28 protein-coding genes, 1 tRNA gene and 2 pseudogenes are annotated in these 25,959 nt (G+C 63.9%); 16 read left to right on the top strand and 15 right to left on the bottom strand.

Translation table 11 applies throughout. From position 1 onward, the window contains the following. Window positions 1–44: 44 nt before the first annotated feature. A tRNA-Ser gene (locus BOO69_RS08750) sits at window positions 45–134 on the bottom strand. 143 nt (window positions 135–277) lie between these two features. Between BOO69_RS08750 and BOO69_RS08745 the strand changes: the two genes are divergently transcribed. The 10 genes and pseudogenes from BOO69_RS08745 to BOO69_RS08700 all read left to right on the top strand — a co-directional run bounded on the left by BOO69_RS08745 (window position 278) and on the right by BOO69_RS08700 (window position 8,460). Next, on the top strand, window positions 278–1,123 hold the full coding sequence (locus tag BOO69_RS08745; RefSeq protein ID WP_071971817.1) for a DUF2059 domain-containing protein: 846 nt from the start codon (window positions 278–280) through the stop codon (window positions 1,121–1,123). Next, window positions 1,123–1,935: a DUF2059 domain-containing protein gene (locus BOO69_RS08740; protein ID WP_071971816.1), complete on the top strand. Its 813-nt coding sequence runs from the start codon at window positions 1,123–1,125 to the stop codon at window positions 1,933–1,935. The genes BOO69_RS08745 and BOO69_RS08740 overlap by 1 nt, the downstream gene beginning before the upstream one ends. Window positions 1,936–2,127: 192 nt before the next feature. After that, window positions 2,128–2,906: pseudogene (locus BOO69_RS08735) on the top strand (50S ribosomal protein L21). Between the two features lie 11 nt (window positions 2,907–2,917). After that, on the top strand, window positions 2,918–3,187 hold the full coding sequence (rpmA, locus tag BOO69_RS08730) for a 50S ribosomal protein L27 (RefSeq protein WP_071971815.1): 270 nt from the start codon (window positions 2,918–2,920) through the stop codon (window positions 3,185–3,187). A 97-nt stretch (window positions 3,188–3,284) separates the two neighbouring features. After that, the gene (locus tag BOO69_RS08725) at window positions 3,285–3,842 is read left to right on the top strand and encodes a GNAT family N-acetyltransferase (RefSeq protein WP_071971814.1); all 558 of its coding nucleotides are present in this window, start codon (window positions 3,285–3,287) and stop codon (window positions 3,840–3,842) included. Beyond that, window positions 3,842–4,447, top strand: a complete 606-nt coding sequence (locus tag BOO69_RS08720; RefSeq protein WP_071971813.1) for a LysE family translocator — start codon at window positions 3,842–3,844, stop codon at window positions 4,445–4,447. Before BOO69_RS08725 ends, BOO69_RS08720 begins: the two co-directional genes overlap by 1 nt. A 27-nt stretch (window positions 4,448–4,474) precedes the next feature. Further along, window positions 4,475–5,011: a GNAT family N-acetyltransferase gene (locus BOO69_RS08715; protein WP_071973732.1), complete on the top strand. Its 537-nt coding sequence runs from the start codon at window positions 4,475–4,477 to the stop codon at window positions 5,009–5,011. Between the two features lie 21 nt (window positions 5,012–5,032). Continuing rightward, window positions 5,033–6,067: a GTPase ObgE gene (gene obgE / locus BOO69_RS08710; protein WP_071971812.1), complete on the top strand. Its 1,035-nt coding sequence runs from the start codon at window positions 5,033–5,035 to the stop codon at window positions 6,065–6,067. Beyond that, the gene (proB, locus tag BOO69_RS08705) at window positions 6,055–7,161 is read left to right on the top strand and encodes a glutamate 5-kinase (protein WP_071971811.1); all 1,107 of its coding nucleotides are present in this window, start codon (window positions 6,055–6,057) and stop codon (window positions 7,159–7,161) included. Before obgE ends, proB begins: the two co-directional genes overlap by 13 nt. 33 nt (window positions 7,162–7,194) lie before the next feature. Continuing rightward, complete coding sequence (locus BOO69_RS08700; RefSeq protein ID WP_071971810.1) at window positions 7,195–8,460, top strand: glutamate-5-semialdehyde dehydrogenase; 1,266 nt, start codon at window positions 7,195–7,197, stop codon at window positions 8,458–8,460. On the opposite strand, the gene BOO69_RS08695 is transcribed toward BOO69_RS08700, so the two are convergent. Beyond that, complete coding sequence (locus BOO69_RS08695; protein WP_071973731.1) at window positions 8,457–9,056, bottom strand: histidine phosphotransferase family protein; 600 nt, start codon at window positions 9,054–9,056, stop codon at window positions 8,457–8,459. The genes BOO69_RS08700 and BOO69_RS08695 overlap by 4 nt on opposite strands. 30 nt (window positions 9,057–9,086) lie before the next feature. On the opposite strand from BOO69_RS08695, the gene BOO69_RS08690 reads away from it, so the two are divergent. The 3 genes and pseudogenes from BOO69_RS08690 to olsA all read left to right on the top strand — a co-directional run bounded on the left by BOO69_RS08690 (window position 9,087) and on the right by olsA (window position 11,015). Then, window positions 9,087–9,272 carry a DUF3553 domain-containing protein gene (locus BOO69_RS08690; protein ID WP_071971809.1) on the top strand — a complete coding sequence of 62 codons (186 nt, stop codon included), beginning with the start codon at window positions 9,087–9,089 and terminating at the stop codon, window positions 9,270–9,272. Between the two features lie 149 nt (window positions 9,273–9,421). Next, entirely contained in the window at window positions 9,422–10,186 is a 765-nt protein-coding gene (gene olsB / locus BOO69_RS08685) for an L-ornithine N(alpha)-acyltransferase (protein WP_071971808.1), read from the top strand. After that, a pseudogene (olsA, locus tag BOO69_RS08680) lies at window positions 10,183–11,015 on the top strand (lyso-ornithine lipid O-acyltransferase). Before olsB ends, olsA begins: the two are co-directional and overlap by 4 nt. Before the next feature lie 16 nt (window positions 11,016–11,031). Here olsA and BOO69_RS08675 read toward each other — a convergent pair. Beyond that, entirely contained in the window at window positions 11,032–11,589 is a 558-nt protein-coding gene (locus BOO69_RS08675) for a PA14 domain-containing protein (protein WP_083545479.1), read from the bottom strand. A gap of 231 nt (window positions 11,590–11,820) precedes the next feature. Here BOO69_RS08675 and rpsB point away from each other — a divergent pair, with 231 nt between their 5' ends. Beyond that, window positions 11,821–12,708 carry a 30S ribosomal protein S2 gene (rpsB, locus tag BOO69_RS08670; RefSeq protein ID WP_071971806.1) on the top strand — a complete coding sequence of 296 codons (888 nt, stop codon included), beginning with the start codon at window positions 11,821–11,823 and terminating at the stop codon, window positions 12,706–12,708. Window positions 12,709–12,795: 87 nt separating this feature from the next. Then, the gene (gene tsf / locus BOO69_RS08665) at window positions 12,796–13,671 is read left to right on the top strand and encodes a translation elongation factor Ts (protein ID WP_071971805.1); all 876 of its coding nucleotides are present in this window, start codon (window positions 12,796–12,798) and stop codon (window positions 13,669–13,671) included. A gap of 397 nt (window positions 13,672–14,068) precedes the next feature. Here the strand turns inward: tsf and BOO69_RS08660 are convergent, their stop codons facing one another. The 12 genes from BOO69_RS08660 to BOO69_RS08605 all read right to left on the bottom strand — a co-directional run bounded on the left by BOO69_RS08660 (window position 14,069) and on the right by BOO69_RS08605 (window position 24,897). Then, window positions 14,069–14,824, bottom strand: a complete 756-nt coding sequence (locus BOO69_RS08660; protein WP_071971804.1) for a LuxR family transcriptional regulator — start codon at window positions 14,822–14,824, stop codon at window positions 14,069–14,071. Then, window positions 14,821–15,261, bottom strand: coding sequence for a type II 3-dehydroquinate dehydratase (gene aroQ, locus BOO69_RS08655; RefSeq protein ID WP_071971803.1), 441 nt, complete (start codon window positions 15,259–15,261; stop codon window positions 14,821–14,823). The genes BOO69_RS08660 and aroQ overlap by 4 nt, the downstream gene beginning before the upstream one ends. A 216-nt stretch (window positions 15,262–15,477) precedes the next feature. Next, entirely contained in the window at window positions 15,478–16,167 is a 690-nt protein-coding gene (gene phoB, locus BOO69_RS08650; RefSeq protein ID WP_071971802.1) for a phosphate regulon transcriptional regulator PhoB, read from the bottom strand. A gap of 2 nt (window positions 16,168–16,169) precedes the next feature. Then, the gene (phoU, locus tag BOO69_RS08645) at window positions 16,170–16,877 is read right to left on the bottom strand and encodes a phosphate signaling complex protein PhoU (protein ID WP_071971801.1); all 708 of its coding nucleotides are present in this window, start codon (window positions 16,875–16,877) and stop codon (window positions 16,170–16,172) included. Between the two features lie 5 nt (window positions 16,878–16,882). Continuing rightward, a complete protein-coding gene (gene pstB, locus BOO69_RS08640; RefSeq protein WP_071971800.1) occupies window positions 16,883–17,680 on the bottom strand; it encodes a phosphate ABC transporter ATP-binding protein PstB in 798 nt (265 codons plus the stop codon). Window positions 17,681–17,693: 13 nt separating this feature from the next. Continuing rightward, on the bottom strand, window positions 17,694–19,028 hold the full coding sequence (gene pstA, locus BOO69_RS08635; RefSeq protein WP_071971799.1) for a phosphate ABC transporter permease PstA: 1,335 nt from the start codon (window positions 19,026–19,028) through the stop codon (window positions 17,694–17,696). Beyond that, window positions 19,028–20,500: a phosphate ABC transporter permease subunit PstC gene (gene pstC, locus BOO69_RS08630; protein ID WP_071971798.1), complete on the bottom strand. Its 1,473-nt coding sequence runs from the start codon at window positions 20,498–20,500 to the stop codon at window positions 19,028–19,030. The genes pstA and pstC overlap by 1 nt, the downstream gene beginning before the upstream one ends. Window positions 20,501–20,598: 98 nt before the next feature. Beyond that, window positions 20,599–21,639 (bottom strand): substrate-binding domain-containing protein, encoded by a 1,041-nt coding sequence (locus BOO69_RS08625; RefSeq protein WP_071971797.1) that lies wholly within the window; start codon window positions 21,637–21,639, stop codon window positions 20,599–20,601. Between the two features lie 144 nt (window positions 21,640–21,783). Further along, window positions 21,784–22,842 carry an ATP-binding protein gene (locus BOO69_RS08620; RefSeq protein ID WP_071971796.1) on the bottom strand — a complete coding sequence of 353 codons (1,059 nt, stop codon included), beginning with the start codon at window positions 22,840–22,842 and terminating at the stop codon, window positions 21,784–21,786. 4 nt (window positions 22,843–22,846) lie between these two features. Continuing rightward, window positions 22,847–23,368 (bottom strand): gamma carbonic anhydrase family protein, encoded by a 522-nt coding sequence (locus BOO69_RS08615; RefSeq protein ID WP_071971795.1) that lies wholly within the window; start codon window positions 23,366–23,368, stop codon window positions 22,847–22,849. Beyond that, window positions 23,365–24,015 carry a guanylate kinase gene (gmk, locus tag BOO69_RS08610; RefSeq protein ID WP_172839517.1) on the bottom strand — a complete coding sequence of 217 codons (651 nt, stop codon included), beginning with the start codon at window positions 24,013–24,015 and terminating at the stop codon, window positions 23,365–23,367. The genes BOO69_RS08615 and gmk overlap by 4 nt, the downstream gene beginning before the upstream one ends. A 3-nt stretch (window positions 24,016–24,018) precedes the next feature. Continuing rightward, window positions 24,019–24,897 carry a YicC/YloC family endoribonuclease gene (locus tag BOO69_RS08605; protein ID WP_237267593.1) on the bottom strand — a complete coding sequence of 293 codons (879 nt, stop codon included), beginning with the start codon at window positions 24,895–24,897 and terminating at the stop codon, window positions 24,019–24,021. A gap of 282 nt (window positions 24,898–25,179) precedes the next feature. Here BOO69_RS08605 and BOO69_RS08600 point away from each other — a divergent pair, with 282 nt between their 5' ends. Then, window positions 25,180–25,863, top strand: a complete 684-nt coding sequence (locus BOO69_RS08600; RefSeq protein ID WP_156874899.1) for a PAS domain-containing protein — start codon at window positions 25,180–25,182, stop codon at window positions 25,861–25,863. Window positions 25,864–25,959 lie beyond the last annotated feature (96 nt).

Here is a 25,959-nt window from a genome sequence, read left to right as displayed (position 1 = left end):
CATCCTGTAACGACCTGAAATATACGAAAATATTAAGAGATCAGTGGCGGAGAGACAGGGATTCGAACCCTGGGACCCCGTGAAGGGTCAACGGTTTTCGAGACCGCCCCGTTCGACCACTCCGGCACCTCTCCGCGGGGGTCTGGAGCGCCCGTTTAGTGGGCTTTCGTCCCACAGGCAAGAGGGCATCTGCGGGAAGATGCCCTACACGGGAATTTTCATTGCGGCTGCGAAAGGAGCGCCTAAGTTCAGGGAAGACGAACGAAAGGATCCTCCCATGCCCGCCGCCCTTCGCCACAGCCTGTTCACCCTGACAACCGCCTTTGCGCTGATGGTCGCCGCTTTGGCGCCGCCTGCGCAGGCCGCCGACGAGGCGAAGCTGCGCGAATATCTCGAGGTCACGGGCTTCGACGTGGCGCTCGAAAGCATACGGCTGTCCGCGGACAACGCCCCGGCCATGCTGGGAATCGAGGCCGATGCCTTTGGCTCGGAGTGGTCGCGGCTCGTGAACGAGGTCTTCGCCACGGACATCATGCACGAGATGGCGCTGACCATTCTCGGTGAAACGCTGACCGACGACCTGCTCGACCATGCCGCCGACTTCTATGCCACAGACCTCGGTCAGCGGCTGGTCGCGGTCGAGAATGACAGCCACATGGAGGAAGAGGACGGGCTCAAGACCGAAAGCGGCGAGGCGATCATGCAGGGATTGCAGCGGATCGACAGCCCGCGCATCGACCTGCTGGAGCGGCTGACCACGGCCACGGACGCGGATGGTGCGTCGCTCAAGGCGATCCAGGAAGTCCAGGTGCGGTTCCTCATGGCTGCCGCAGCGGCAGGGGTGATCGAACTGCAGATGGAGGAGGCCGACCTGCGCGAGGCCATGCGGGCGCAGGAGGACGAGATGCGCAGCGCGATTGCCGCCAGCGCGCTCACCAATGCCGCATATACATACCAGGCCTTTTCGGACGAGGAGGTGGAAGCCTATGCCGAAGCGCTGGAACACCCCAAGATGCAGAAGGTCTATGCCCTGATGAATGCGGTCCAGTACGAGATCATGGCCAACCGTTTCGAAGCGGTGGCGGCCCGGCTGTCGGACATGCAGCCAAGCACCGACCTGTGATGCGGCGCGCGCTTCTGCTCTGGCCTCTGCTGCTGGCCCTTGCGCTGCCGGCCCATGCGGATGCGCGCCTTTCGGTGCTTGTGGATGTCCTGCGCCTTGAAGAGGTCGCGGCGATCCTGCGCGAGGAAGGGCTGGCCAGCGCCGAGGATCTCGACGCCGACATGCTGAACGGGCAGGGCGGCGGCGGATGGCAGATGCAGGTCGAGGCGATCTATGACCCCGCCCGCATCGTGGAGTCCGTGCGCACCGCCCTCGACGCGGAACTGGAGGGCGAAACGCTCGAAGAAGCGGTCGACTTTTTCGCCTCCGACCTCGGGACACGCATCGTCACGCTGGAAAATACCGCGAGGGAGGCGATCCGTGCGCCCGACGTGGAGGCGGCGGCGCGCCTGCGCTATGCCGAATTGTCGGAAACTCTTAACCCGCGCCTGGAAATGCTGCGGTTGCTGGTCGCGGGGGGCGACATGGTGGAACGCAACGTCGCCACCGCGCTCAACTCCAACTACCAGTTCATGCGGGGCCTCGCAGACGGCAATGCCCTCGATGCGACCGAGGACCAGATGCTTGCAGACACCGCCGCCGAGGCGGATGCCATACGCGAGGATACGGAAAGCTGGCTCTACGGCTACCTTCTGATGGCCTATTCGCCGCTTTCGGACGCGCAGTTGCAAAGTTATATCGATTTTGGCGCCACGCCGGCGGGCCAGGCGCTCAACCGCGCGCTATTTGCCGGGTTCGGTGCCGCCTACGAGGATATATCCTATGCGCTGGGGCGCACCGTGGCGCTGAACATGACTGCAGAGGAACTGTAGGGAAAACTGCCGAAACCCGCTTGACTTGCGGCCGCGATACCCCGATAAGCCCGCATCCCGGCGAGGCTGCTCGCGCGGGAAATGTATCAATGACGCCCCAAGGGCGCGCTGTTCGAGGTGGACGCGGCTGCGATGCCGGTCCGAAACGCCCGAGAGGGGACCACAGAACGCGGCAAAGTGAAGGAAGACGCGATGTTTGCGGTCATCAAGACTGGCGGTAAGCAATACAAGGTGGCCCCCGGCGACATGCTGCGGGTGGAACGTATTGCGGCAGATGCCGGTGAAACTGTCATTTTCAACGAAGTGCTGATGCTGGGCGGCGACGATCCCAAGGTCGGCTCCCCCTGATCGAGGACGCCGGTGTCGAAGCCGAGGTCGTGGACCAGATCAAGGGCGAGAAGGTCATCCACTTCGTCAAGCGCCGCCGGAAGCACTCTTCCAAGCGGACCAAGGGCCACCGTCAGAAGCTGACGCTGGTCAAGATCGGCGACATCATGCCCTCCGGCGCGGGCAAGTCCAAGGCCAAGGCCGCCGTTGGCACGGGGTCGGTCAGCGCGTCCATCGTCGCTGCGATGGAAGAGCGGTACACCATGAACCGTGCCGATCAGGCCGAGATGAAGAAGCGCGTTGCCGAGGGCGAGGCGCAGGAGAAATCCGCCAAGCCGGTGAAGGCCAAGAAGGCTGACGCGCCCGCCAAGGCGGAAAAGAAAGCCGCCAAGGAAGAAGCGCCTGCCAAGGCAGAAAAGAAAGCGGCCAAGTCCAAGAAATCCGAGGGTGATGATCTGACCCAGATTTCCGGCGTCGGTCCCGTGATCGTCGAGAAGCTGAACAACGAGGGCATCACCACCTTCGCGCAGATCGCCGCATGGACAGAAGCGGACGTTGAAGCTATTGAAGAGAAACTGTCGTTCAAGGGTCGTGTCGGTCGGGAAGACTGGATCGCACAGGCCAAGGAACTGGCGAAAGGCTAAGGAGAGACCAAATGGCACACAAGAAAGCAGGCGGTTCATCCCGTAACGGGCGCGACTCAGCTGGTCGCCGCCTTGGCGTCAAGAAATACGGCGGCGAATCCGTCGTTCCGGGCAACATCATCGTGCGTCAGCGCGGCACCAAGTTCTGGCCCGCCGATGGCGTCGGCATGGGCAAGGATCACACGATCTTTGCGACCGTCGATGGCGCCGTGACCTTCCACAAGGGTCTCAAGAACCGCACCTTCATTTCGGTCCTGCCAGCGGCGGAGGCCGCCGAGTAAGCCGTACCCGCAAGTTTTGAAAAAATTCAGGGATCGGCGGAAACGCCGGTCCCTTTTCTTTTTCCTGTTCAGACCGCGATCCAGAAAGGAGCGGGCCATGTCCACATCACAGCGTCCGGTCCTCGGTGATGGTGTTGTTCGTCTGCGTCCGCCCCGCGCGCAGGATGCCGTGGCACGGCTGCGGCTGGGAAATACGCCTGCGATCCACCATATGTTCGGCGCGGATCCCGCGACCGTTCCCGCGATGACGCGCGCGCAGGCGGATCGCTGGCTCTACGCGCAGGAGGTCGAGCCCTGGGCATGGGTGATCGAGCATAAGCGCCGGATGATCGGCGCGCTGCGCCTGCATTCGTACGAGGCGCACCACGGGCGCGCAGCCCTGGCGGTCGGGATTCTGGACAGCAAGATGCTGGGAAAGGGGCTTGGAACCCGCGCGATCTCGCTGGTTCTGCCCCATGCCTTCGGGCGGTTGGGACTGCACCGCGTTTCCGCGCGTGTCCTGTCCTACAACGAGGCCGCCATCGGTGCTTTCAGGAAGGCCGGTTTCACGGAGGAAGGCCGGGCGCGCGCCGCGACGCGCGTGGGCGACACCTGGTACGATGACGTGCTGATGGGCGTGCTGGCCGACGACCTCGCCAAGCCGGAGGCCGCGTGATGTCCGTCGCCGCCACCTCCTTCATCGTCTTCGCCGCCAGCCAAGTGGGCACGCCGGGTCCGGCGAACATGGCCCTCATGGCCACCGGGGCGCGCTTCGGCTTTCGGGCGGCCCTGCCATTCGTCGCGGGGGTCGCTCTGGGCAAGCAGTTCCTGATCTGGCCCATCGGCTTCGGCCTGATGGAATTGAGCAACCGCGCCCCCTGGGTCTTCACGGTGCTCAAGTATGCTTCCGCCGCCTATATCTTCTGGCTGGCATGGAAGGTCGCGAACCTGCGGCTGGGGCAGGGACGAGAGGTGGGAACACCGCCCGGATTTCTGCCCGGGCTGATCGTGCATCCGCTCAATCCCAAGGCCTGGGCCATGATCATCGGTGGCTTTACCGCCTTCGTGACCCCCGGCACGCCGCCGCTCGAAGCGACGGCAACGATCGCGGTCATCCTGTTGGGGGTGCAGATCCTGCTGCATCCGCTCTGGACCCTCGCCGGTGACGGCGTGGCCCGGACGGTGGCGGGAACGGCCGCCGAACCTTATCTGATGTGGACACTGGCCGCGCTTACCGTCGCGTCGGTGCTTTTTGTGCTGTTCGCGGGTCGGGCAGTTTAAGTTGATGTTCGGAGGAGGAACATGACGATGCAAATGGAGACGATCACCAATCAACCTCTGATCGCGACTCCGCGGTTCGATCTGCGCCCGCTGCGCCGGTCGGACAAGGGTTTGATAGAGTTCTTCGCCGGCGATCCGCGCGTGGCCCTGACCACCGCAACGATCCCGCATCCGCTGCCGCCCGGCACCATCGAGGCGTTTATCGCCCGCGCCCTGGCAGACCCGAGGGTGGAGGACGTCTGGGCAATGGATGGCCTCAAGACCGGCGGTTCGGAAGTGATGGGTGTGATCTCCCTGACCCGGCTGGATCGCAACCAGTCCGAAATCGGCTACTGGGTCGCACCGGCCTACTGGAACAGTCACCTGGCGTCCGAGGCCGTTCAGGCGCTGGTTTCGGCAAATCCCCAGGGAAATGCCGCGATGTTCGCCTCTGTCTTCCATGACAACCCCGCATCGGCCAAGGTGCTGACCAACGCCGGTTTCGTCTATCTTGGCGATGCGGAAACCTATTGTGTGGCCCGTCAGGCTGCCGTACCCACATGGACTTATAGCCGCAAGCTCTAGCCTGTCCCGAAAGGCCCCGACATGAAGTTCCTCGACCTGTGCAAAGTCTACGTCCGCTCCGGTGCGGGTGGCGGCGGATGCGTGTCCTTCCGGCGCGAAAAATACATCGAGTTCGGCGGGCCGGACGGGGGCGACGGCGGCAAGGGCGGGTCCGTCTGGGCGGAGGCTGTCGACGGTCTGAACACCCTGATCGACTTCCGGTATCAGCAACATTTCTTTGCGAAAAACGGCCAGCCCGGCATGGGCAAACAGCGCACGGGCAAGGACGGCGAGGATATCGTGCTGCGCGTTCCCGTCGGAACGGAAATCCTCGACGAGGACCAGGAGACCGTGCTGGTCGACATGACCGAACTGGGGCAGCGCGTCGAACTGGCCCGCGGCGGCAACGGCGGTTGGGGAAACCTGCATTTCAAGTCGGCCACCAACCAGGCCCCGCGAAGGTCGAACCCGGGGCAGGACGGGGTGGAACGCACGCTGTGGCTGCGGCTGAAGCTGATCGCGGACGTGGGCCTTCTCGGCCTGCCGAACGCGGGCAAATCCACCTTCCTCGCCGCGACGTCGAACGCCCGGCCCAAGATCGCGGATTACCCGTTCACCACGCTGCACCCGAACCTTGGCGTCGTCGGCGTCGACAATACGGAGTTCGTCGTCGCCGACATTCCGGGACTGATCGAAGGCGCCTCGGAAGGGCGGGGCCTGGGCGACCTGTTCCTCGGACACGTGGAACGCTGCGCCGTGCTGCTGCATCTGGTCGACGGCACATCCGAGACCATTGCGGAGGACTATCGCACCATCCTGACCGAGCTGGAGGCCTACGGCGGCGCCCTGGCGGACAAGCCGCGCGTGACGGTCCTGAACAAGATTGATGCCCTGGATGAAGAGGAGCGTGCAGCCGCTTGCAATACATTGGAAAAAGCGGCTGGCGGCCCTGTCATGCAGATGTCAGGTGTGGCACGGGAAGGCGTGACAGAGGTGCTGCGGGCCCTGCGTGACCAGATCGACGACGATCGGCTGCGCCACAAGCCCGAGGAAGACATCGCGCCATGGCAACCCTGACCGCTGCAAAGCGCATCGTCGTCAAGATCGGATCGGCCTTGCTGGTCGACCGGCAAACCGGCCTGCTGCGCGCCGACTGGTTGGTGGCGCTGGCCGAAGATGTGCGCTGGCTCAAGGGGTTGGGGGCCGATGTCGTGCTCGTTTCCTCCGGCTCCATCGCGCTGGGGCGGGGCGTACTGGGCCTGCCGGCAACGACGCTGCCACTGGAACAATCCCAGGCCGCCGCGGCCGTCGGCCAGATCAGGCTGGCCAGGGCCTATGAGGAAGCCTTGCAGCCTCATGGCATCATCACGGCGCAAGTGCTTGTGACGCTTGAAGATTCCGCTGATCGGCGGCGCTATCTCAACAGCCGGGCCACGATGGAGACGCTGCTGGGCCTCGGCGTCGTGCCGATCGTGAACGAAAACGATACCGTTGCCACCGACGAGATACGGTACGGGGACAACGACCGGCTGGCCGCGCAGATCGCCGTCACGGTCGGCGCGGACCAGTTGATCCTGCTCTCCGACGTAGACGGATTCTATTCCGGCAACCCGGCAGAAGATCCGACCGCGACACGCTATGACACGATCGACCAGATCACGCCCGAGATCGAGCGCATGGCCGGGGACGCGGGATCGGGCCTGTCGAAAGGCGGGATGAAGACCAAGTTGATGGCCGCCCGCACGGCCACCTCGGCGGGCTGCGCGATGGCGATCACGGAAGGGTCGGTGTTGCGCCCCCTCCGGGCCTTGCAGGACGGCGCGAATGCCACATGGTTCACCGCCCAGTCGGATCCTCAGGCGGCGCGCAAACGCTGGATCGCAGCGATGAAGCCGCGAGGGGCGGTGACGCTTGATGCAGGCGCGGTCGAGGCCATGGCGCGGGGCAAGTCCCTGCTGCCTGCGGGCATCACTGCCGTGACCGGCAGTTTCGAGCGGGGCGACAGCGTGTCGATCCTCGACCCGGAGGGCCACAGCATCGGCACCGGGTTGTCGCGCTACTCCGCGGCAGAGGCTGTCCAGATCAAGGGCCACCGCAGCGAAAGGATCGAGGAGATCCTTGGCTATCCGGGCCGGGCCGCCTTGATTCACCGCGATGACATGGCGATGTGATCGTCAGAAACTTTAAGAAGTGGACATAGGGCCATGAAAGACGAAGAAAATATCTCCGAATTGATGTCCGGGATCGGGCAGCGTGCCAAGGCCGCCGCGGCGCAGCTTGCCTATGTCTCGGCGGCGCTGAAGGCGCAGGCGCTGACCGCCGCGGCGGATGCCGTGTGGGACGCGCGGGCGGACATCCTCGAGGCCAACGCCAAGGATCTGGCCTTCGGCCGGGACAAGGGGCTGTCCGACGCGATGATGGACCGGCTGATGCTGGATGAGACACGCATTCAGGGCATGGTGGACGGTTTGCGGAGCGTGGCCGCGCAGGACGACCCGGTGGGTGAAACACTGGCGGAGTGGGACCGTCCTTCGGGTCTCCATATCAAGCGGGTGCGGACCCCGCTCGGCGTGATCGGCGTGATCTACGAAAGCCGTCCCAACGTCACCGCGGATGCCGGTGCGCTTTGCCTCAAGGCAGGGAACGCCGTCATATTGCGCGGGGGCTCGGAAAGCTTTCATTCCGCGCGTGCGATCCATGCCTGCCTGCAGAAGGGGCTGCGTGAGGCAGGCTTGCCCGAGGACGCGGTGCAGCTGGTGCCGACCCGCGACCGTGCGGCGGTTTCCGAGATGCTGACGATGACGGACCTGATCGACGTGATCGTGCCGCGCGGGGGCAAGGGGCTGGTGGGGCTGGTCCAGCGCGAGGCGCGCGTCCCGGTATTCTCCCATCTGGAGGGGATCGTGCACATCTACATCGACGCGGCGGCGGACCCCGAAAAGGCGCTGCGCGTGGTCCTGAACGCCAAGACCCGGCGCACCGGCATCTGTGGCGCGGCGGAATGCCTGCTGATCCACCGTGACGTGGCCGACACCATCGGCAAGGGGATCATCCGCGCGCTGATGGATGCGGGCGTCGAAATGCGCGTGAATGCCGATCTCGCCGGAATCGAGGGGACGGTGCCCGCACAGGACGACGACTGGGGTCGCGAGTACCTCGACATGGTCATGGCCGCCCGCGTGGTGGAAAACGTCGAAGATGCGATCGCCCATATTCGCCGCTACGGGTCCAGCCATACGGATTGCATCGTCACCGAAGACCCGGCCGCGGTGGAAACCTTCATGATGCGGCTCGATTCCGCCATCCTGATGCACAACGCCTCGACGCAATTCGCGGACGGTGGTGAATTCGGCATGGGCGCGGAGATCGGCATTGCCACCGGCAAGATGCACGCGCGCGGTCCGGTGGGCGCGGCCCAGCTCACGTCGTTCAAGTACATCGTGACCGGCGACGGCACGGTGCGCGGCTAGAATTCGATCGTGACCGTCGTGTCCGTCGCGTGATGGGCAAGCTGACGGCCCTGTTCGGCGGCAAAGATCGGCAGCATGGCGAACTGCACATGCGCGGGCTGCACCCGTGCCGTCGAACGGCCCGGTGCCAGCAATGACCACAGGGTCCTGTCGACCCTGATCTTGTCCGCCGAGGCGACAAGACGCCACTTCTGCGCGTCCTTGGTGACGGTCATCGCGCCCCCGAACGGCAGGGCGGATTCGAGACAGAGCATCGACAGGAAAGCAAGCTGGACGGCACCGCGCGCCTGCGGTTCGTCGAGTTGCCAGTCGACGCTGAAACGAGAGCTTCGATAGAGATCGCCGAGGATGGACAGCACCTCGGACCGGCCGAGCATCTGTTCGGCCGGCGCCCCGAACGCGACCCGAAAGAACCGGATGCGCGCCGAGGCGTTGTCGACGCTTTCGCGAATGAGCGAAATTTCCGGCCCCGCCGACATGCCATCAGCCATTTGCAGCAGTTCAAGACCGTTGTTGATCGCGCCGATCGGCGATATCACGTCATGACAGATACGACTTCCGATGAGGGCGGCCAGGTCGACTTGGGTGTCGCGCATCATGCCATCCTCTCCGAAAGGACCGCTTCCATGGACGATCTGAACGCGCTGCTGACCCCAGGCATGCTGGTCACGCATCCCGGCCGCCCCGACTGGGGCGTCGGACAGGTGCAAAGCAATATCGACGGGAAGGTGACAGTGAATTTCAGGGATGAGGGGAAGGTCGTCATTGACAGCTTTCGGATCAGTTTGATGCCGATCTTTGATGGCCCATGATCCTTTTCAAATGGTTAACACGTGAACGGGTCGGCGTACTTTCAACTGTGCCGGGATAATGCGACATTTCCGACCATCGCACAAGGATTGCACCGCTCCGGTCGATTGCCTATCAGACGCGCAGGTTTCCCAACGGTGACGACAGGCAGATGAACCAGGCGACTGCGGCGGATTTCTCGGTTCGGCTTGCTCGGACAGAGGCGGATCTGAAGGCGGCCCAACGGCTGCGCTACGAGGTGTTCGTGACCGAGCTTGGCGGCGGTGGTCCGCTTGTCGACCATCACAGCAAGCTTGAGCGCGATGAACTGGACCCGTTCTTCGACCACCTGCTCTTGACCGACGACAGGACTGGGGAGATCGTCGGGGTATACCGGCTGATGCGCGCCGACCGGGCAGCAGAGGCGGGCGGATTCTATTCGGCTTCGGAATACGACCTGTCGCCGCTGTTAAGGTCGGGTCGCAACCTTTTGGAACTAGGGCGCTCCTGCCTTCGCCAGGACTACCGCGGCGGCGTCGGGATGCACGTGCTTTGGTCCGCCCTGGCCGATTATGTCGCCGTGAACGGGGTGGAGATCCTGTTCGGCGTGGCCAGCTTTCACGGGACGGACATTAACCGGCTGGCCGCGCCCTTGAGCCTGTTGCACGCACGTCATCTCGCCCCGCCCGAGCTGCGGGTGCGGGCCCTGCCGAAATCCTTTCAGAACATGAACTTGATCGAAGAAGATGATCTTGATCGGAAATCGGCGATGCGGCAGGTTCCGAGCCTGATGAAAGCCTACCTGCGCCTTGGCGGCTGCGTCGGGGAGGGCGCTTTCATCGATCGGGCCTTCAACACCGTGGATGTCTGCCTGATCCTCGATACGAGCCGCATCAACACGCGGCAGGCGCGCCTGTACGGAGCAGGGGGCACATGACGACCACCTGGGACAGCGGGATACCTCCGGTCTATCCACGGATCACGGTTTCGGGCTGGCTGCGCATCCTCCTGCGCGGGCTGGCATTGGTCGTGATCGTATTCGGCGGCCTTGCGATCAAACTGGTCCTGCGGGCAGCGGAAAGGCCCCTGTGCGGGACGGACCGTCCGGTATCGCCCCATGTGACGCAGACGGTCTGCCGCCTTGCGCTCAAAGTCATCGGGCTGAGGCTGGAGCAATCCGGGCGGCCGTTGGCCGGGCGAGGTGCCGTGGTGGCCAACCATTCGTCATGGCTGGACATTTTCGTGCTGAACGCCGGCAAGCGGATCTATTTCGTGTCCAAGGCCGAAGTCGCGCGCTGGCCCGGGATCGGCTGGCTCGCCAGGGCGACCGGCACTGTCTTCATCGAACGCAACCCGGCGCGCGCCCGCGCGCAGACCGCGATTTTTCGGGACCGTCTGCTGGCGGGCCATACCCTTCTGTTCTTTCCCGAAGGCACGAGCACCGATGGCCGGCAGGTTCTGCCGTTCAAGACCACGCTGTTCCAGAGCTTCCTGGCGCCCGACCTGCGCGACAAGATCTCGGTGCAGCCGGTCAGCGTGATCTACCATGCGCCGCCCGGGGCGGAGGCGCGCTTCTACGGCTGGTGGGGCGACATGGCATTCGGCACCCATCTGCTGCACACGCTCGCGCCGAAACGGCAGGGCAGGGTGGAGGTCGTCTATCACCCCCGGTGAGGGTGAAAGACATGCCAGACCGAAAGGCCCTTGCGCTGGCCTGCGAGGCCGCGGTGCGCGCGGGACACCGGGCGCGCGTGGGCCCGGCATGAGGTCCGGCGGCGCGTATCACTTGTAGCCGAAGGCGCTGTCCGGCACGGGTTCCATGTTGCCGGCCTGGCCCCAGTCCATCAGGAGGCAGGCCGTACCCTTGCGCTGAAAATAGGTCGCCTCGATCTCGTACCAGCCGGCTTGCGGCACCTGGACCGTTGTCACACCGGCGGACTCGCAGCCGTGAACGCCATCGAAAAGGGCGACCTGCTGACCGCCGATGCTGGCTTCGAGGCCGTCGTTGCTGATGAACTCGAGATCGTATGTGCCCGGCGCGTCGAACTTGATGTATCCGCTGATCGCAGCCAGTACCTTTTCGGCGCTGGTAGAGGTCATGGTCTTGTCACCCGGATCGGAGTCCAGATAGGACAATCCCTGCAGCGGTGGGCCCGCCTTGGCACGGTCCAGTTTTCCCTTTGCCTCCTTCAGGGACCGGACACCGTAGTAGGCATAGTCGACCGCAAGACCCTGTTTCAGGCCGGAAGGTTGCGGCGACGCGGGTGCGAGCGTCAGCGTCTGGGCAAAGGAAGGTGCCGCGAGGGCAAGGCCGACCAGAAGAGTGGTGCATTTCAACATGAGAGACATCCTCTTTGTGCGTTGGCCCCACATTGCGTCAAAGGCGATCACCTGTCCATCGCCATCACGAAACGTTTAACCCTTGCACCGCCGACGCGCCTGACCTATAGGACGGCCACTTAATCCCGCAGTCGGGGTTGGGCCCCTGGGGGAGACATCCCCAGGCGTCCGCCGGTTGGCAGCAAACGCTGTCATACCCCCGACGAGGCTAAACCGGAAAGGTATAAAGACATGGCTCTTCCAGAGTTCTCCATGCGCCAGCTGCTTGAAGCAGGCGTTCACTTCGGCCACCAGACGCAGCGCTGGAACCCCCGCATGGGTCCCTACATCTACGGCGCGCGCAACGGCATCCACATCATGGACCTGACGCAGACCGTCCCCATGCTGGACCAGGCCCTGCAGGTCATCCGCGACACCGTCGCCAAGGGCGGCAGCGTCCTGTTCGTCGGCACCAAGCGTCAGGCGCAGCAGCCGATCGCCGAAGCCGCGGAAAAATGCGCGCAGTACTACATGAACCACCGCTGGCTGGGCGGCACGCTGACCAACTGGCAGACCGTGTCCCAGTCCATCAACCGTCTGAAGTCCATCGACGAACAGTCCGAGCGCGGCTTTGAAGGGCTGACCAAGAAGGAACGCCTTGGCATGGAACGCGACCAGGCCAAGCTGGAAGCCTCGCTTGGCGGGATCCGCGAAATGGGCGGCCGTCCGGACCTTCTGTTCGTGATCGACGTGCGCAAGGAACAGCTGGCCGTCGCCGAAGCGAACAAGCTGGGCATTCCGGTCGTGGCCGTTGTCGACACCAACTGCTCGCCCGACGGCATCGACTATATCATCCCGGGCAACGACGACGCGGCACGCGCCATCTCGATGTACTGCGATCTGGCGTCCCGCGCCGCACTTGACGGCATGTCGGCCCAGCTGGGCGCGGCAGGTGTCGACATCGGCGCCATGGAAGAAGCCCCCGCCGAAGACGCGCTGGCCGAGGAAAGCACCGGCGTCGAGGTCGGCAATGCCTCCTCCGAAACCGTGTCGAATGATGCGATGGCCAAGGATGCCCCTTACGACCTGGAATCCAAGAAGGAAACCGTGGCCAAGGCGGACGAGAAGGCCGACAGCTGAGCGTTGTCACGAGACTGACATACGCCTGACATATGGGGCAGGGGAAACCTGCCCCGATCGTTTGATTGAACTTAGGAGACTCCAGAGATGGCAATCACAGCATCTATGGTCAAGGAACTGCGCGACAGCACCGGCGCAGGCATGATGGACGCCAAGAAGGCACTGACCGAAAACGACGGCGACATGGAAGCCGCCGTTGACTGGCTGCGCACCAAGGGTCTGGCCAAGGCGGCCAAGAAATCCGGTCGCACCGCCGCCGAGGGTCTGGTCGCTGTCAAGGTCGAAGGCGGCCACGGCGTGGCGGTCGAGGTGAACTCCGAGACCGATTTCGTCGGCAAGAACGCCGATTTCCAGAAAATGGTCGCGGGCATCGCCAACGTGGCGGTGAAGGCTTCCGACATCGACGCGCTGAAGTCGGCCGACATGGGCGGCAAGACCGTCGATCAGACCGTGACGGATGCGGTCGCCGTGATCGGCGAGAACATGTCGGTGCGCCGCATGGCCAGCGTCGACGGCGATACCGTCGTGTCGTACGTGCACAATGCCGCGGCCCCCGACATGGGCAAGATCGGCGTTCTGGTCGCGATGACCGGTGGCGACGAAGCCTTTGGTCGCCAGGTCGCGATGCACATCGCCGCCGTGAACCCCGCATCCCTGTCCGAGGATGACCTGGACCCGGCCGTCGTCGAAAAGGAAAAGCAGGTCCAGATGGACATTGCCCGCGAAAGCGGCAAGCCCGAGCAGGTCATCGAGAAGATGATCGAGGGCCGGATGAAGAAATACATGTCCGAAGTCACCTTGCTGAACCAGTCTTTCGTGGTGAACCCCGACGTGACCGTCGGCGACGCCGCCAAGGAGGCAGGCGCCACGATCACCGCGTTCGTCCGGCTGGAAGTCGGCGAAGGCATCGAGGTGGTCAAGGAAGACTTCGCCGCCGAAGTGGCCAAGGCCGCGAAAGGCTGAGCCGACGCGCCTTTTCGGGCGCCCGGAGAGATACGCGAGGGCGGTGCCGCAAGGTACCGCCCTTTTTCTTGGCCAGGAGAGAGCGGATCGGGAGAGAATGAGACGGCGGGTTCCGAAGTCCGGAACCCGCCCACGCCCAGGGACGGAACGCTCGGGGAGGAGCAGGGGCGGTCTCACCCCGGACAGTCGGGCGGAACAATACGCCCGACTGTGGCCGGAACCTGCATAGAGCCTTGTTATCTCAAGGTTACTACAGGCTGTGTCCCTGTGGTCAAACCGTGTATCAGGAACACCTTTACCTTGCGTTAACGAATGGCGCTTCGCCAGTCAGGGATTCCTTACCCGGGCCGTGGTTTCTTGCCGAAAATTTCCGAACGGGACGGCTTTGCGTAACTTTTCAGGCGTCGAGGACGAACATCTGGTTCGAAAATGCCGCCTTGAGCACGGCCTGGGCCGTCGTTTCGACCGCCAGCGCCTCGCGCGCCAGTCGCAGGTGTTTCTCCACCGTGGCGGACGTCAGCCCCATGATCACGGCGATGTCCTGCATGGTCTTGCCGTCGCCGACCCATTCCAACGCTTCGCGCTGGCGCCGGGTGAGCGCGCGGCGCTGCGAGTGGTAGGGCAGGGTCAGGATCTTGAGGTGCGCGATCTCGTTCATCAGCTTGATGTCGCTGCCGTGCTGCTCCCAGACCCGGTCCACGTCTTCCTGCGTCATGCCGGATTTCGCCGTCAGCGCGATGGCACCTTTCGACCTTGCGGAAATGGATTTGAAACTGACCGTGTAGCCCGCGGTGACATCCATGCGCCGGTTGAAGTCGATCACACGCGCTTCGGCCGGGGTCATGGCATTTTCACGGGCCATGTCATGCAGGACGGTCCAACTGCAGGCGCCGTCATGCTCCAGCGCCCAGCGAACCATCGGCGCATGGTAATACAGCCCGTTGCCCAGGAATTCGTCAGTGTAGGCGCGGCTGTGATTGGTAAGGATCACGAAGTCCTCGGGATCGCCGAGGGAATTGGAGGTCCGGTAGCGTGTGAACCCGTACAGCAGCCGGTCGAACCCGTAGGCCGCCATCTTGGTCGTGTGCAGGTCCCAGAGTTCCTCCAGTGTCGGACACCGCGCGACCGAATGAAGATACTCCCTCAAGCTCATGTCTTTTTTAGCCTTTCTGCTATTGCGTCCAGCGCCATCAGGTAGCCCTTGGGCCCGAATCCGCAGATCTGGCCGATGGCGACCGGTGCGATGTAGGAATGGTGGCGAAAGCTCTCGCGCGCGTGGATGTTGCTCAGATGTACTTCGACGACCGGCAGTTCCACGGAGGCGATCGCATCCATCAAGGCGACGGACGTATGGGTATAGGCACCGGCGTTCAGGATGATCGCGTCGTGCTTGCCCTTGGCCGCATGGATCGCATCTATCAGCGCGCCTTCGTGATTACTTTGGCAGAATGCGACCTCGAGTCCGGACTCCGCCGCGGCATCGGTACACATGGCCTCGACATCCGCGAGCGTCGTCTTGCCGTAGACCTCGGGCTGGCGCGTTCCCAGCAGGTTCAGGTTCGGACCATTGATGATCAGGACGGACGGCATACACAAACCTTTGATGAGATGCGTAGTTTTAGCGGCGAAAGCGCCGCAAAGTCCAGTATTCTCCTCAAGCGGGTCCGGCAGGGGCGCGATTTCTGACGCTGCGCTGACGCAAGACAATGGTCCCATAATCAGTATTATGTAAATAAATGATGAACCCAGAGCCCGCAGAACTTGGCTACGTGGCCCTTTACTCGGTAACGTGCCGGGAAAACGAGTTCAGCCCAAGGCATATCCCGCACCGCGCACGGTACGTATCGGGTCCATCCCCCCATGGATGGTCAGCGCCTTGCGCAGCCGCGCGATATGAACATCGACCGTCCGTGTATCGACATAGATGTCGCGGCCCCAGACATGGTCGAGCAACTGGTCACGACTGAAGACGCGGCCCGGCTTTTCGAGCAACGTGACCAGCAACCGGTATTCCGTCGGCCCCAGCTTGAGTTCCTTGTCCGCGCGGTTGACCCGGTGGCGTTCGGGATCCAGGCGGATGTCGTCGAACACCAGTTCCGTTCCGCTGGCCGCCGGACGTGACCGCCGCAGCTGGTTGCGGACGCGCGCCATCAGTTCGCGCAGTGCATAGGGTTTCACCACGTAGTCATCCGCGCCGGTTTCAAGCCCGCGCACGGTGTCGACCTCTTCGGAACGCGCCGACAGCATGATGATCGGAATCTCGCGGGTATCGTCGCGCGTCTTGAGCTGACGGCAAACCTCGATGCCGCTCATCAGCGGCATCATCCAGTCGAGGATCACGAGGTCCGGCCGCGCTTCCGAGACCATCAGCAGCGCCTCTTCGCCATTCTCGGCACGTCTGACGGCAAAGCCTTCGCTTTCCAGATTGTAGGCCAGCACCTCGCGTTGTGCCGGTTCGTCTTCCACCAGCAGGACCTGCGGCTGCGTCACCGACATCGTCAGGCTCCTGCCGTTGTTGACGTGTGGTCCGCCTTCGGGCGTTCCTCGTCGGGATGGTCGCCCGTGACGAGATAGATGACCTGTTCCGCGATCGATGTGACGAGGTCGCCCATGCGTTCGACGTTCTTGGCGATGAAATGCAGATGCATGCAGGCCGTGATGTTGCGGGGATCTTCCATCATGAACGTCAGGAACTCACGGAAAAGCGCGTTGTACATCTGGTCGACGTCCTGATCCCGTTCGATGATGTCCGCCGCCAGTTCCGCGTCGCGCTGGATATAGGCGTCGAGCGCGTCCTTCAGCATCGTCTCGACCGTGCGCGCCATGCGACGGATCGCACCGGCACTGTCATTGACCGGCTGCATCTGGCTCAGCACGCCGGTGCGCTTGGCCATGTTCTTGGCGTAGTCTCCGATCCGTTCGAGGTTCGCGCTGATCTTGATCACGCTGAGGATGAGCCGCAGGTCGATCGCCGTCGGTGCGCGCAGCGCGATGACCCGCGCGGCGCTTTCGTTGATGAGGTTTTCCAACTCGTCAATCGCCCGGTCCCCCGCGCGCACCTGTTCGGCCATCTCCTCGTCGCGGCTTTCGAGCGACAGCGCGGCGTTGCGGATGGAATCTTCCACCAGGCCGCCCATCTTCATGATCTGGGCCTGAACCGATTCGAGGTCGCGGTCGAATGCCGACGCAATGTGTTGATCCTGCATGATTCTTATCCAATCCGGCCGGTGATGTAGCTTTCGGTGCGCGGGTCTTCGGGCGCGGTGAAGATCTTGTCGGTCTCGCCGAACTCGACGAGGTTGCCGAGGTGAAAGAAGGCCGTCTTCTGGCTGACGCGGGCCGCCTGCTGCATGGAGTGCGTGACGATCACGACCGAGTAGTTCTGGCGCAGCTCGTCGATCAGCTCTTCCACCTGTGCGGTGGCGATCGGGTCGAGCGCTGAACAGGGTTCGTCCATCAGCAGTACCTCGGGTTCCGTCGCGACCGCGCGGGCGATGCACAGGCGTTGCTGCTGTCCGCCGGACAGGCCGGTTCCCGGCGCGTCGAGCCGGTCCTTGACCTCGTTCCAGATGGCCCCCCGGCGCAGTGCCCGCTCGACGATATCGTCCAGTTCGGCCTTGTTGCGCGCAAGCCCGTGGATGCGCGGGCCGTAGGCGACATTGTCGTAGATCGACTTGGGGAACGGGTTGGGCTTCTGGAACACCATCCCGACCTTGGCGCGCAACTGGACCGGGTCCACCTTGCGGTCGTAGATATCCTCGTCGTCGATGCGGATGTCGCCGGTCACGCGGCAGACGTCGATGGTATCGTTCATCCGGTTGATGCAGCGCAGGAAGGTCGATTTGCCACAGCCCGACGGGCCGATGAACGCCGTCACGGTCTTGTCCTCGATCTCGACGTTCACGTCCTTGATTGCATGGGTGTCGCCGTAGTAAACCTGCACGTCGCGGGCCGCGATCTTGATGTTCTTGGTGGCCACTTCACTCTCCGCAATAAAATTGTCTTTCATCGATTGTTCCCTCCTACCAGCGGCGCTCGAAACGGCGGCGCAGGATGATGGCGATGATGTTCATGGTCAGCAGGAATAGCAGAAGGATGATGATCCCGCCCCATGCCTTTTCGTAGAAGCTGGCGTCCGCCCGTGCGGCCCAGGTGTAGATCTGCGCCGGCATCGCCGAGTTCGGCTCGGTAAAACCCGCAAGCACGCCGTCGGGATAGCCCCTCGCGACAAAGCCGACCATGCCGATCAGCAGCAGCGGCGCGGTTTCGCCCAGGGCCTGCGCAAGCCCGATGATGGTGCCGGTCAGGATGCCCGGCATGGCGAGCGGCAGCACGTGGTGGAAGACCGCCTGCATCTTGGAGGCCCCTACCCCCAGTGCCGCATCACGGATCGACGGCGGCACGGATTTCAGCGAGGCGCGCGTCGAGATGATGATCGTGGGCAGGGTCATCAGCGTCAGCACCAGCCCGCCCACCAACGGCGCCGATTGCGGCAGGTGCATGAACTGGATGAACACGGCAAGGCCGAGGATGCCGAAGACGATGGACGGCACGGCGGCGAGATTGGAGATGTTCACCTCGATCAGGTCGGTGAACCTGTTCTGCGGCGCGAATTCCTCGAGGTAGATGGAAGCCGCGACGCCGATGGGCAGCGACAGGATCAGCACGACCAGCATCATGAAGAACGAGCCGATGACCGAGGCGCCGATGCCGGCCCCGCCGGGGTTGTCCACGCCCGAATCCGCGCCGGTGATGAAAGTCCAGTTGAAGGCGCGGGTGATGATCCCGGCTTCGAGCAGCGCGTCCACAAGGTCCAGGTCGGAGGCCTGCATGAAGCGGGTGTCCTGCAAGGCCTCGCGGGTGACGCGCCCGGTCAGGTAACCGTCGACGCGGGACGCGGCGGCCAGCTGAAAGCTGACCGGGCTGCCAAGGCTCTGTTCGTTGGCCCGGTAATACTCCCTCAACGTGCCGCCGGGCTTGCCGAGCAGTCTTTCGATCGCGCCTGCGTCGAACGCCACATCGATCCCCTGGGCCTCCAGCGTTTCGCGGATCTGTTCGATCAGCAAGCCCTCGTAGGCCTTGGTCTTGAACAATTCGCCTTCCGCGGCGGCGTATTGATCCGCCGTCAGGGTGAACTCCACGTCGACCACCGTCTGGGTGAAGGCCGGTGTGCCCGACCGGATGATCGACACCGCCAGCACCACCAGAAAGAACAGGCCGATGAGGATGGCGATCATGCCGTAGGCCTTGAACCGGCGCTCCGCCGCGTTGCGCTTGCGGGTGCGCGCGTCCTGCACCAGCAGGGATTTCGCGCCGGAATGGGGTGCAGCTCCGCTGCTGAGGCTTGCATCGGACATCAGTCGTATTGCTCCCGGTACTTGCGCACGATGTAGAGCGCGAAAACATTGAGCGCGAGGGTGATGACGAACAGCGTCATCCCCAGCGCGAAGGCGACCAGTGCCTCGGGGCTGGCAAAATCGGCGTCCCCGGTCAGCTGGCTCACGATCTTGGCGGTGACGGTCGTCATCGCGTCGAAGGGATTCAGCGACAGCCGTGCCGCCGCCCCTGCCCCAAGGACCACGATCATCGTTTCGCCGATGGCGCGGCTGGCGGCCAGCAGGATCGCGCCGACGATGCCCGGCAAGGCGGCGGGAAGGATGACCTGGCGAATGGTCTCGGACTTGGTCGCGCCCAGCCCGTACGACCCGTCGCGCATCGCCTGCGGTACAGCGTTGATGATATCATCTGACAACGAACTGACGAAGGGGATCAGCATCACGCCCATGACCAGCCCCGCCGTGATGACGGCGGTGCCCGCCGGCATGATGCCCAGGCCGTCGCGGCCAAAGACCGACACCAGCAGCGGCCCCACCGTCAGCAGTGCGAACAGACCGTAGACGATGGTCGGGATGCCGGCCAGAACCTCGAGCAGCGGTTTGGCAAAAGACCGCACGCCGTTGCTTGCGTACTCCGACAGGTAGATGGCGGCGAAAAGGCCGATCGGAATGGCCACGGCCAGTGCCACGAGAGAGATATAAAACGTGCCCCACAGCAGCGGCAGCACACCCAGGTCCGAACTGCCGCCCCGGCCGGAGAAGCTGGGCGCCCAGTTCGTCCCGAAGAAGAAGTCGGACGCCGGGTAGAGACGGAAGAACTCCACGGTGTTGAACACCAGCGACAGCACGATGCCCAGCGTCGTCAGGATCGCGATCGACGCGGCGGAAATGAGAAGCCAGCGAACGGCTGTTTCGACCACGTTGCGCGCGCGGTAGTCGGCCTGCGCGTCCCTCAGGCCCCACAGGGCGCCCAGCACGGAAAGAACGATCACCACGGCGCTCATGATGAGGGTGCCGCGGGCGTTCAGCGCCCGGTAGCTCTGGGCGGCGGACAGGACCGGCTGCGTGATCTGGGAGGTGATGATCGCCCCGGCCTGCTGCAAGCCTTCCGTGACCGCATCGAGATCGGCTTGCGGGTCGGAGGCGGCTGCGGCATCGAGAGTGCCCGCCGACACGGCCATGTCGAGCCCGTCCGCTGTACGGCGCACCTCGGACAGGACCAGCCCGCGCGACGAATTGTCGGCGATGGCGGCTTGAGGGATCATGCCCGAGACCGCGTTGCTCACGATCATGGGCTGTGCCAGCAGCCAGATCAGCATGACGATCAGGGCCGGTACGGCTGCCTTGATGGCGACGTTGCCGCCATAGTAGCTCGGCAGGGAGTGCATGTGGCGCCGGTCACCGTCGGCGCTGCGCATCACGCGCGCCTTGCCAAGATAGTATCCGGCGATCGCGATGGCCAGAACGATGAGGAAAAGCCAGAGTATCGGCATGTGTCGCCCTGCCCGTCAGTGTTTGTTCGCAAGTCAGAAAGGGGTGCTGCGCGGGGGCGGCCAGCGACCGCCCCCGGCAGAAGTCAGGATCCGTCGGTTCAGGAACCGGAACCCATGGTCGCTTCGTCGGCAACGGCCTTCTGCGTGTCGGCCAGTTCGGGATCCGACACCAGGCCGTAGTTGGCCAGCGGGCCGGAGGGACCGGCCAGTTCATCGGACACGAAGAACTGCGCGTATTCCTTCAGGCCGGGGATGACGCCGATATGCGCCTTCTTGACGTAGAAGAACAGCGGACGGGACACGGGGTATTCACCCGAGGCGATGGTCTCGGTCGAGGGCGCGACGCCGCTCATGGTGGCGACCTTCAGCTTGTCCTGGTTGTTCTCGTAGAAGGCCAGGCCGAACACGCCGATGCCGTTGGTGTTCGCGTCGATACGCGCCAGCGTCTCGGTGTAGTCGCCGTCGATGTCCACGGACTTGCCGTCCTGACGCACGTCGAGGCAGGCATCTTCCGCCGCATCTTCGTCCATCCCGCTGTCCAGCATGGCCTGCATGGCGCCGGTTTCCTCGCAGCCGACCAGCAGCACCTTCTCTTCGAAGACTTCGCGGGTGCCGTGCTTGGTGCCGGGAATGAACATCGCGATCTCGGCATCCGGCAGGTCGCCGTTGAATTCGGACCAGTTCTCGTAGCTGTTGTCGACCAGTTCGCCGTCCTTCAGCACCTTGGCGCCGATGGCATTGAAGATGTCGGTGGGCTGGAACGCGGTGAAGTCAGGGCCGGACTGCTGGCTGGCAAAGACGATCCCGTCATAGCCGATGCGCACTTCCATGATGTCGGTCACGCCGTTCTCGGCGCAGGCCTTGATTTCCTTTTCGCGGATGGCACGCGATGCGTTGGCGACGTCGATGGTGTTTTCGCCCACGCCTTCGCAGAAACGCTTGAGGCCGGCAGAGGAGCCGCCCGATTCGACGACCGGTGTCGGGAAGTCGGTGTTTTCGCCAAAGGCTTCTGCCACGATGGAGGCATAGGGCAGCACGGTGGAAGAGCCGGCAACCTGGACGTTGTCACGCGCGGCGGCAGCCGATGCGGACAGCGCTGCGATGGCCAGTGCGGATGTGGTGAGTTTTGTCAGTGACATGATGTCTCCCGTTTTCAGTCATTCATCGACCTCCCCCTTGGGCGATCTCAGGGCCCGTCTACGGGGCGCGCCTATACCTTTTGTGACGGTTTCGTTACAGTTTTATGACAAAGGCGGAGTTGCGTCAAAAACCGGACATGTGGCCTACAAGGCGTCCGACACCACAACATCTCGGGGAAGAATGACGCAGAAAGACGCGCCCTGCCCCTCTTCGGACGTGATTCTGAGCCGTCCACGGTGCCGGTTCAGGATGTGTTTGACGATGGCGAGGCCCAGTCCCGTCCCGCCCAGGGCGCGGCTCCGGTGGCTGTCGGCCCGGTAGAACCGCTCCGTCAGGCGCGGTATGTGATGTGCCGGAATACCGGGCCCGTGATCGGTGACGGTGATCCGGACGGACGGGCCGCGCAGCATCGGGTCGCGCAGGCTCAATTCACCGGTGATGTCCACGGGCCTATCGTCGCCCCCGTACTTGATGGCATTCTCGATGAGGTTGGTGAAGACCTGCAGCAACTGGTCGGCGTCGCCTAGAATCGGCAACGGGTCGCACCCGAAATCCGGGCGCAGGGTCACGCCGGCCTCCACCGCGAGGGGGTTGAGGTTGCGCAGCGCTGTCTGCAGCACCTCGGCAAGGTTGATCTGCCGCGTGGGGCGCACCCGCTCTTCGGCCTCGACCCGGCTGAGGGACAGAAGATCCCCCACCAGCCGGTTCATCCGGCCCGCTTCAGTCTGCATGATCTGCAGGAAACGGTCCCGTGCGGCCGCGTCGTCGCGCGCAGGGCCGCTCAGGGTCTCGATGAAGCCCATGAGCGAGGTCAGTGGCGTGCGCAACTCGTGACTGACGTTGGCGACGAAGTCGCGGCGCATCTGCCCGGCCTGCGCCTGGTGGGTGATGTCCTGAAAACTGACGATCAGCAGGCCCGCGCCCGCGACGGGCCGCAGCGTCACGTCGAACGTCACGTCCTTGTCCGCCTCGCTGGCGAGGTATTGCGCCTGGCGCCCCTGCCCGTCCTCGATGCAACGCTCCACCGCGTCGACCAGCGCGGGCTGGCGCAAGACGGTGACGAAATGCCGGCCCACGGTATGGGCGCCGATCAGGGCGCGCGCCGCCGGATTGACCGCCGCGATCCGTTCCGCCCTGTCGATGACCAGCGTCGGCAGCGGCAACGCCGCGATCAGGTCAGGCAGCAGCGGCGCTTCGGGCATGGTGTCAGAGCGCGGTAAGCGCGTCGGCGAAACGCGCCGCGTTCTCGGTGTAGTGCCGCGCGCTTGCCGTCAGCTTGGCAATCGCCGCCGCGTCAAGCTGGCGCACCACCTTGCCGGGCGCGCCCATCACCAGCGACCCGTCGGGAATTTCCTTGCCCTCGGTCACCAATGCCCCTGCCCCGATCAGGCAGTTGCGCCCGATCTTCGCGCCATTGAGGATCGTGGCGCCCATGCCGATCAGGGTGTTGTCCCCAATCGTGCAGCCATGCAGCATCACCTTGTGACCGATGGTGCAATCGGCCCCGATGGTCAGGGGAAAGCCGAGATCGGTGTGAAACACGCAGTTTTCCTGCACGTTCGAGCCCTTGCCGACATGGATGCGCTCGTTGTCGCCGCGCAGGGTGGCGCAGAACCAGACGGAACTGTCGGCCTCCAGCACCACATCCCCGATGACATTGGCATCGGGCGCGACCCACGCGAAGGCGTCCACCATGGGTTTTTTGTCTGCGAGCGCATATAGAGTCATGTGAGGTCCTCGAATTCATTCTGAAGTTTGCGGACGTGGTCCAGAAGACGGGGTTGCTGGGCGACCCGCATCCGTTCCGCGCGAATGATGGTTTTCAGCTTTTCCTCGGTTTCGGTGAGATCGTCGTTCACGATGACGTAGTCGTAACCGTCCCAGTGGCTGATCTCGTCCCAGCTTTTCCGCATCCGCTTGGCAATGGTGTCGGCGGTGTCCTGCCCCCGGCTGATGAGCCTGCGGCGCAGCTCTACAATCGAGGGCGGCAGGATGAAGATGGACAGCGTATGGGAGCCGAGCGCAGATTTCTGGATTTGCTGCGCTCCCTGCCAGTCGATGTCGAACAGCACGTCCCGGCCCGCATCTATGGCTTCCTGTACCGGCCCTCTCGGAGAGCCGTAGTTGTTTCCAAAGACATGTGCATGTTCCAGCAGTTCACCGTCCTTGACCCACCTGCGAAACTTCTCCTCCGAGACAAAGTAGTAGTCCTGTCCCTCGAGCTCACCCGGGCGTGCGACACGGGTCGTTGCGGATACAGAGAACTTCAAAGACGCGTCCCAGCTCATCAGACGGCGCGCGAGGGTCGATTTGCCCGCCCCGGAGGGCGAACTCAGAATAACAAGAAGGCCGCGCCTTTCCGGCAGTTGGGTCATGGGTTACTCCACATTCTGGACCTGCTCGCGGATCTGGTCGATCACCGCCTTGAGGTCCAGCCCCACACGGGTCAGGTCGGTGTTCTGGGCCTTGGCGCACAGGGTATTGGCCTCGCGATTGAATTCCTGCGTGAGGAAGTCGAGCTTGCGGCCCACCGGGCCGCCCTCGGCCAAAAGGGCCCGCGCCGTGCTCACGTGGGCGCCGAGCCGGTCTATCTCTTCCGTCACATCCGCCTTGACGGCAAGCAGCGCCAGTTCCTGGGCCAGCCGGCCCTCGTCGAGACCGTCGGCATTGTCGAGCACCCGCGCCATGTTTTCCCGCAGGGCCCGCGCCATGTCGTCCTTGCGCGCTTCGGCAAGGGCAGCGGCCTCGACGGTCAGCCTCTCGACCTCCGCAAGGCGGCTTTCCAGCACCCGCGACAGGGTCGATCCCTCCTGGGCGCGCATGGCGGCGAAATCGCTCAGTACCGCATCCGCGTCCGCCAGTATCGCCGCGCATAGTGCCGATGTATCGTCCTGCGAGGCGGATTGTTCCAGCACGCCGCGCATGGTGACGATGTCCGTCGCCTTCGAAGGTGCCAGTGACACCCCCGCGTCCATCGCCCGCGCCTCGATCCGGTGCAGTGCTGCGAGCAGCAGATCGAGCTGCGTCTCGTTGACTTCCAGCGCGCCCCCCTCTTCCTCGCGGGTGACCCGGAGCGTGCAGGTGACGTTCCCGCGCACGGCGACGCCCGCAAGTTTCTTGCGCAGCCCCGCCTCGAGCCCGTCGATCCAATCCGGTACCCGCAGACGCAGGTCCAGACCCCGCCCGTTCACGGACCGGATATCCCACGCCCAGGAAAAAAGGCCTGCGCTACCCGTTCGCGTGGCAAACCCTGTCATCGAATGGATCATAAGGGGCGGTCCCGTCCTGACGTTTCCTCACGGGGATAGGTCGAAACCCCCCGGAGGGGCAAGCCCATCCGGTGCGGCATTAACCATTGCTTAAGAATTTCTCCCCGTGTCGCGGGGCCTGGGCTAAGAAGAGACAAGTTGAAAAGAACGACGGTGGGTCGGAACCGGCTGCCGTGGAAGCCGGTGGCTTTGCCGTTTCTCACAGTTGTTACGTTCCCAGGGTGTAGCCCAATGGACAAGTTGCAGCATAAGACGCACAATGTTGTTGCCATGTCAGAATATCAGCCACAAAGCGGCTACGCCGCGATCGCGCAGGTCGAAGCCTACTGGGAAGCCTTGCGTGGCGCACGCATGGTGCCGAAGCGCTCCGAAATAGACCCGCGAGGCATCGAAGGCGCGCTCGAGAATGCCTTTATCGTCGAGCGCGTCGCGGCAGGTATCGCGCGGCTGCGGATCGCGGGCAGCCACCTGAACGATCTGATGGGCATGGAAGTGCGTGGCATGCCGCTGACCGCGCTCTTTGCGCCCTCCTCGCGGCAGACGGTGTCGAAAACGATCGAGGAAGTGTTCCAGGCGCCGGGCACCGCCACCTTCCATCTCGTCGCGCCGGGGACCGAAGGTCGCCCCGAAGGGGAGGCGCGGATGATCCTGCTCCCCCTGAAGAGCGACCTCGGCGATGTCAGCAGGCTGCTGGGGTGCATCGTGTTCAAGGGGACGATCGGTCTGGCGCCACGGCGGTTCGAGGTGGTGCGCAGATCGTTCAGCATGCTTGGCCCCGGTATCGACATGCCACCCGCTCCCCTGCCCGAGCCGGAGCCGGAGCCGGCCAGACCCCCGGTCGAAACGCCCGGCTTCGCCGCGCCCGAAACCCGGTTCGACAGCGGTGACACCACCAAACGGGGCAAAGGGAACAAGCGTCCGCCCTACCTGCGTCTCGTCAAATCGGAAGACTAGGGGCTGTTTCCGCCCCTTGCCGGAACGCCGGACAAGCAAACGCCGCGGCCCCGGGGGGCGCGCGGCGTTCACGATGTCCATACGGAGGGAGCCGCC

The sequence above is a fragment of the Sulfitobacter alexandrii genome (assembly GCF_001886735.1).
In the GTDB taxonomy this organism is placed as follows: domain Bacteria; phylum Pseudomonadota; class Alphaproteobacteria; order Rhodobacterales; family Rhodobacteraceae; genus Sulfitobacter; species Sulfitobacter alexandrii.
Note: the sequence above shows the minus strand (reverse complement) of the source record. Positions and strands in the feature narration are given on the sequence as shown.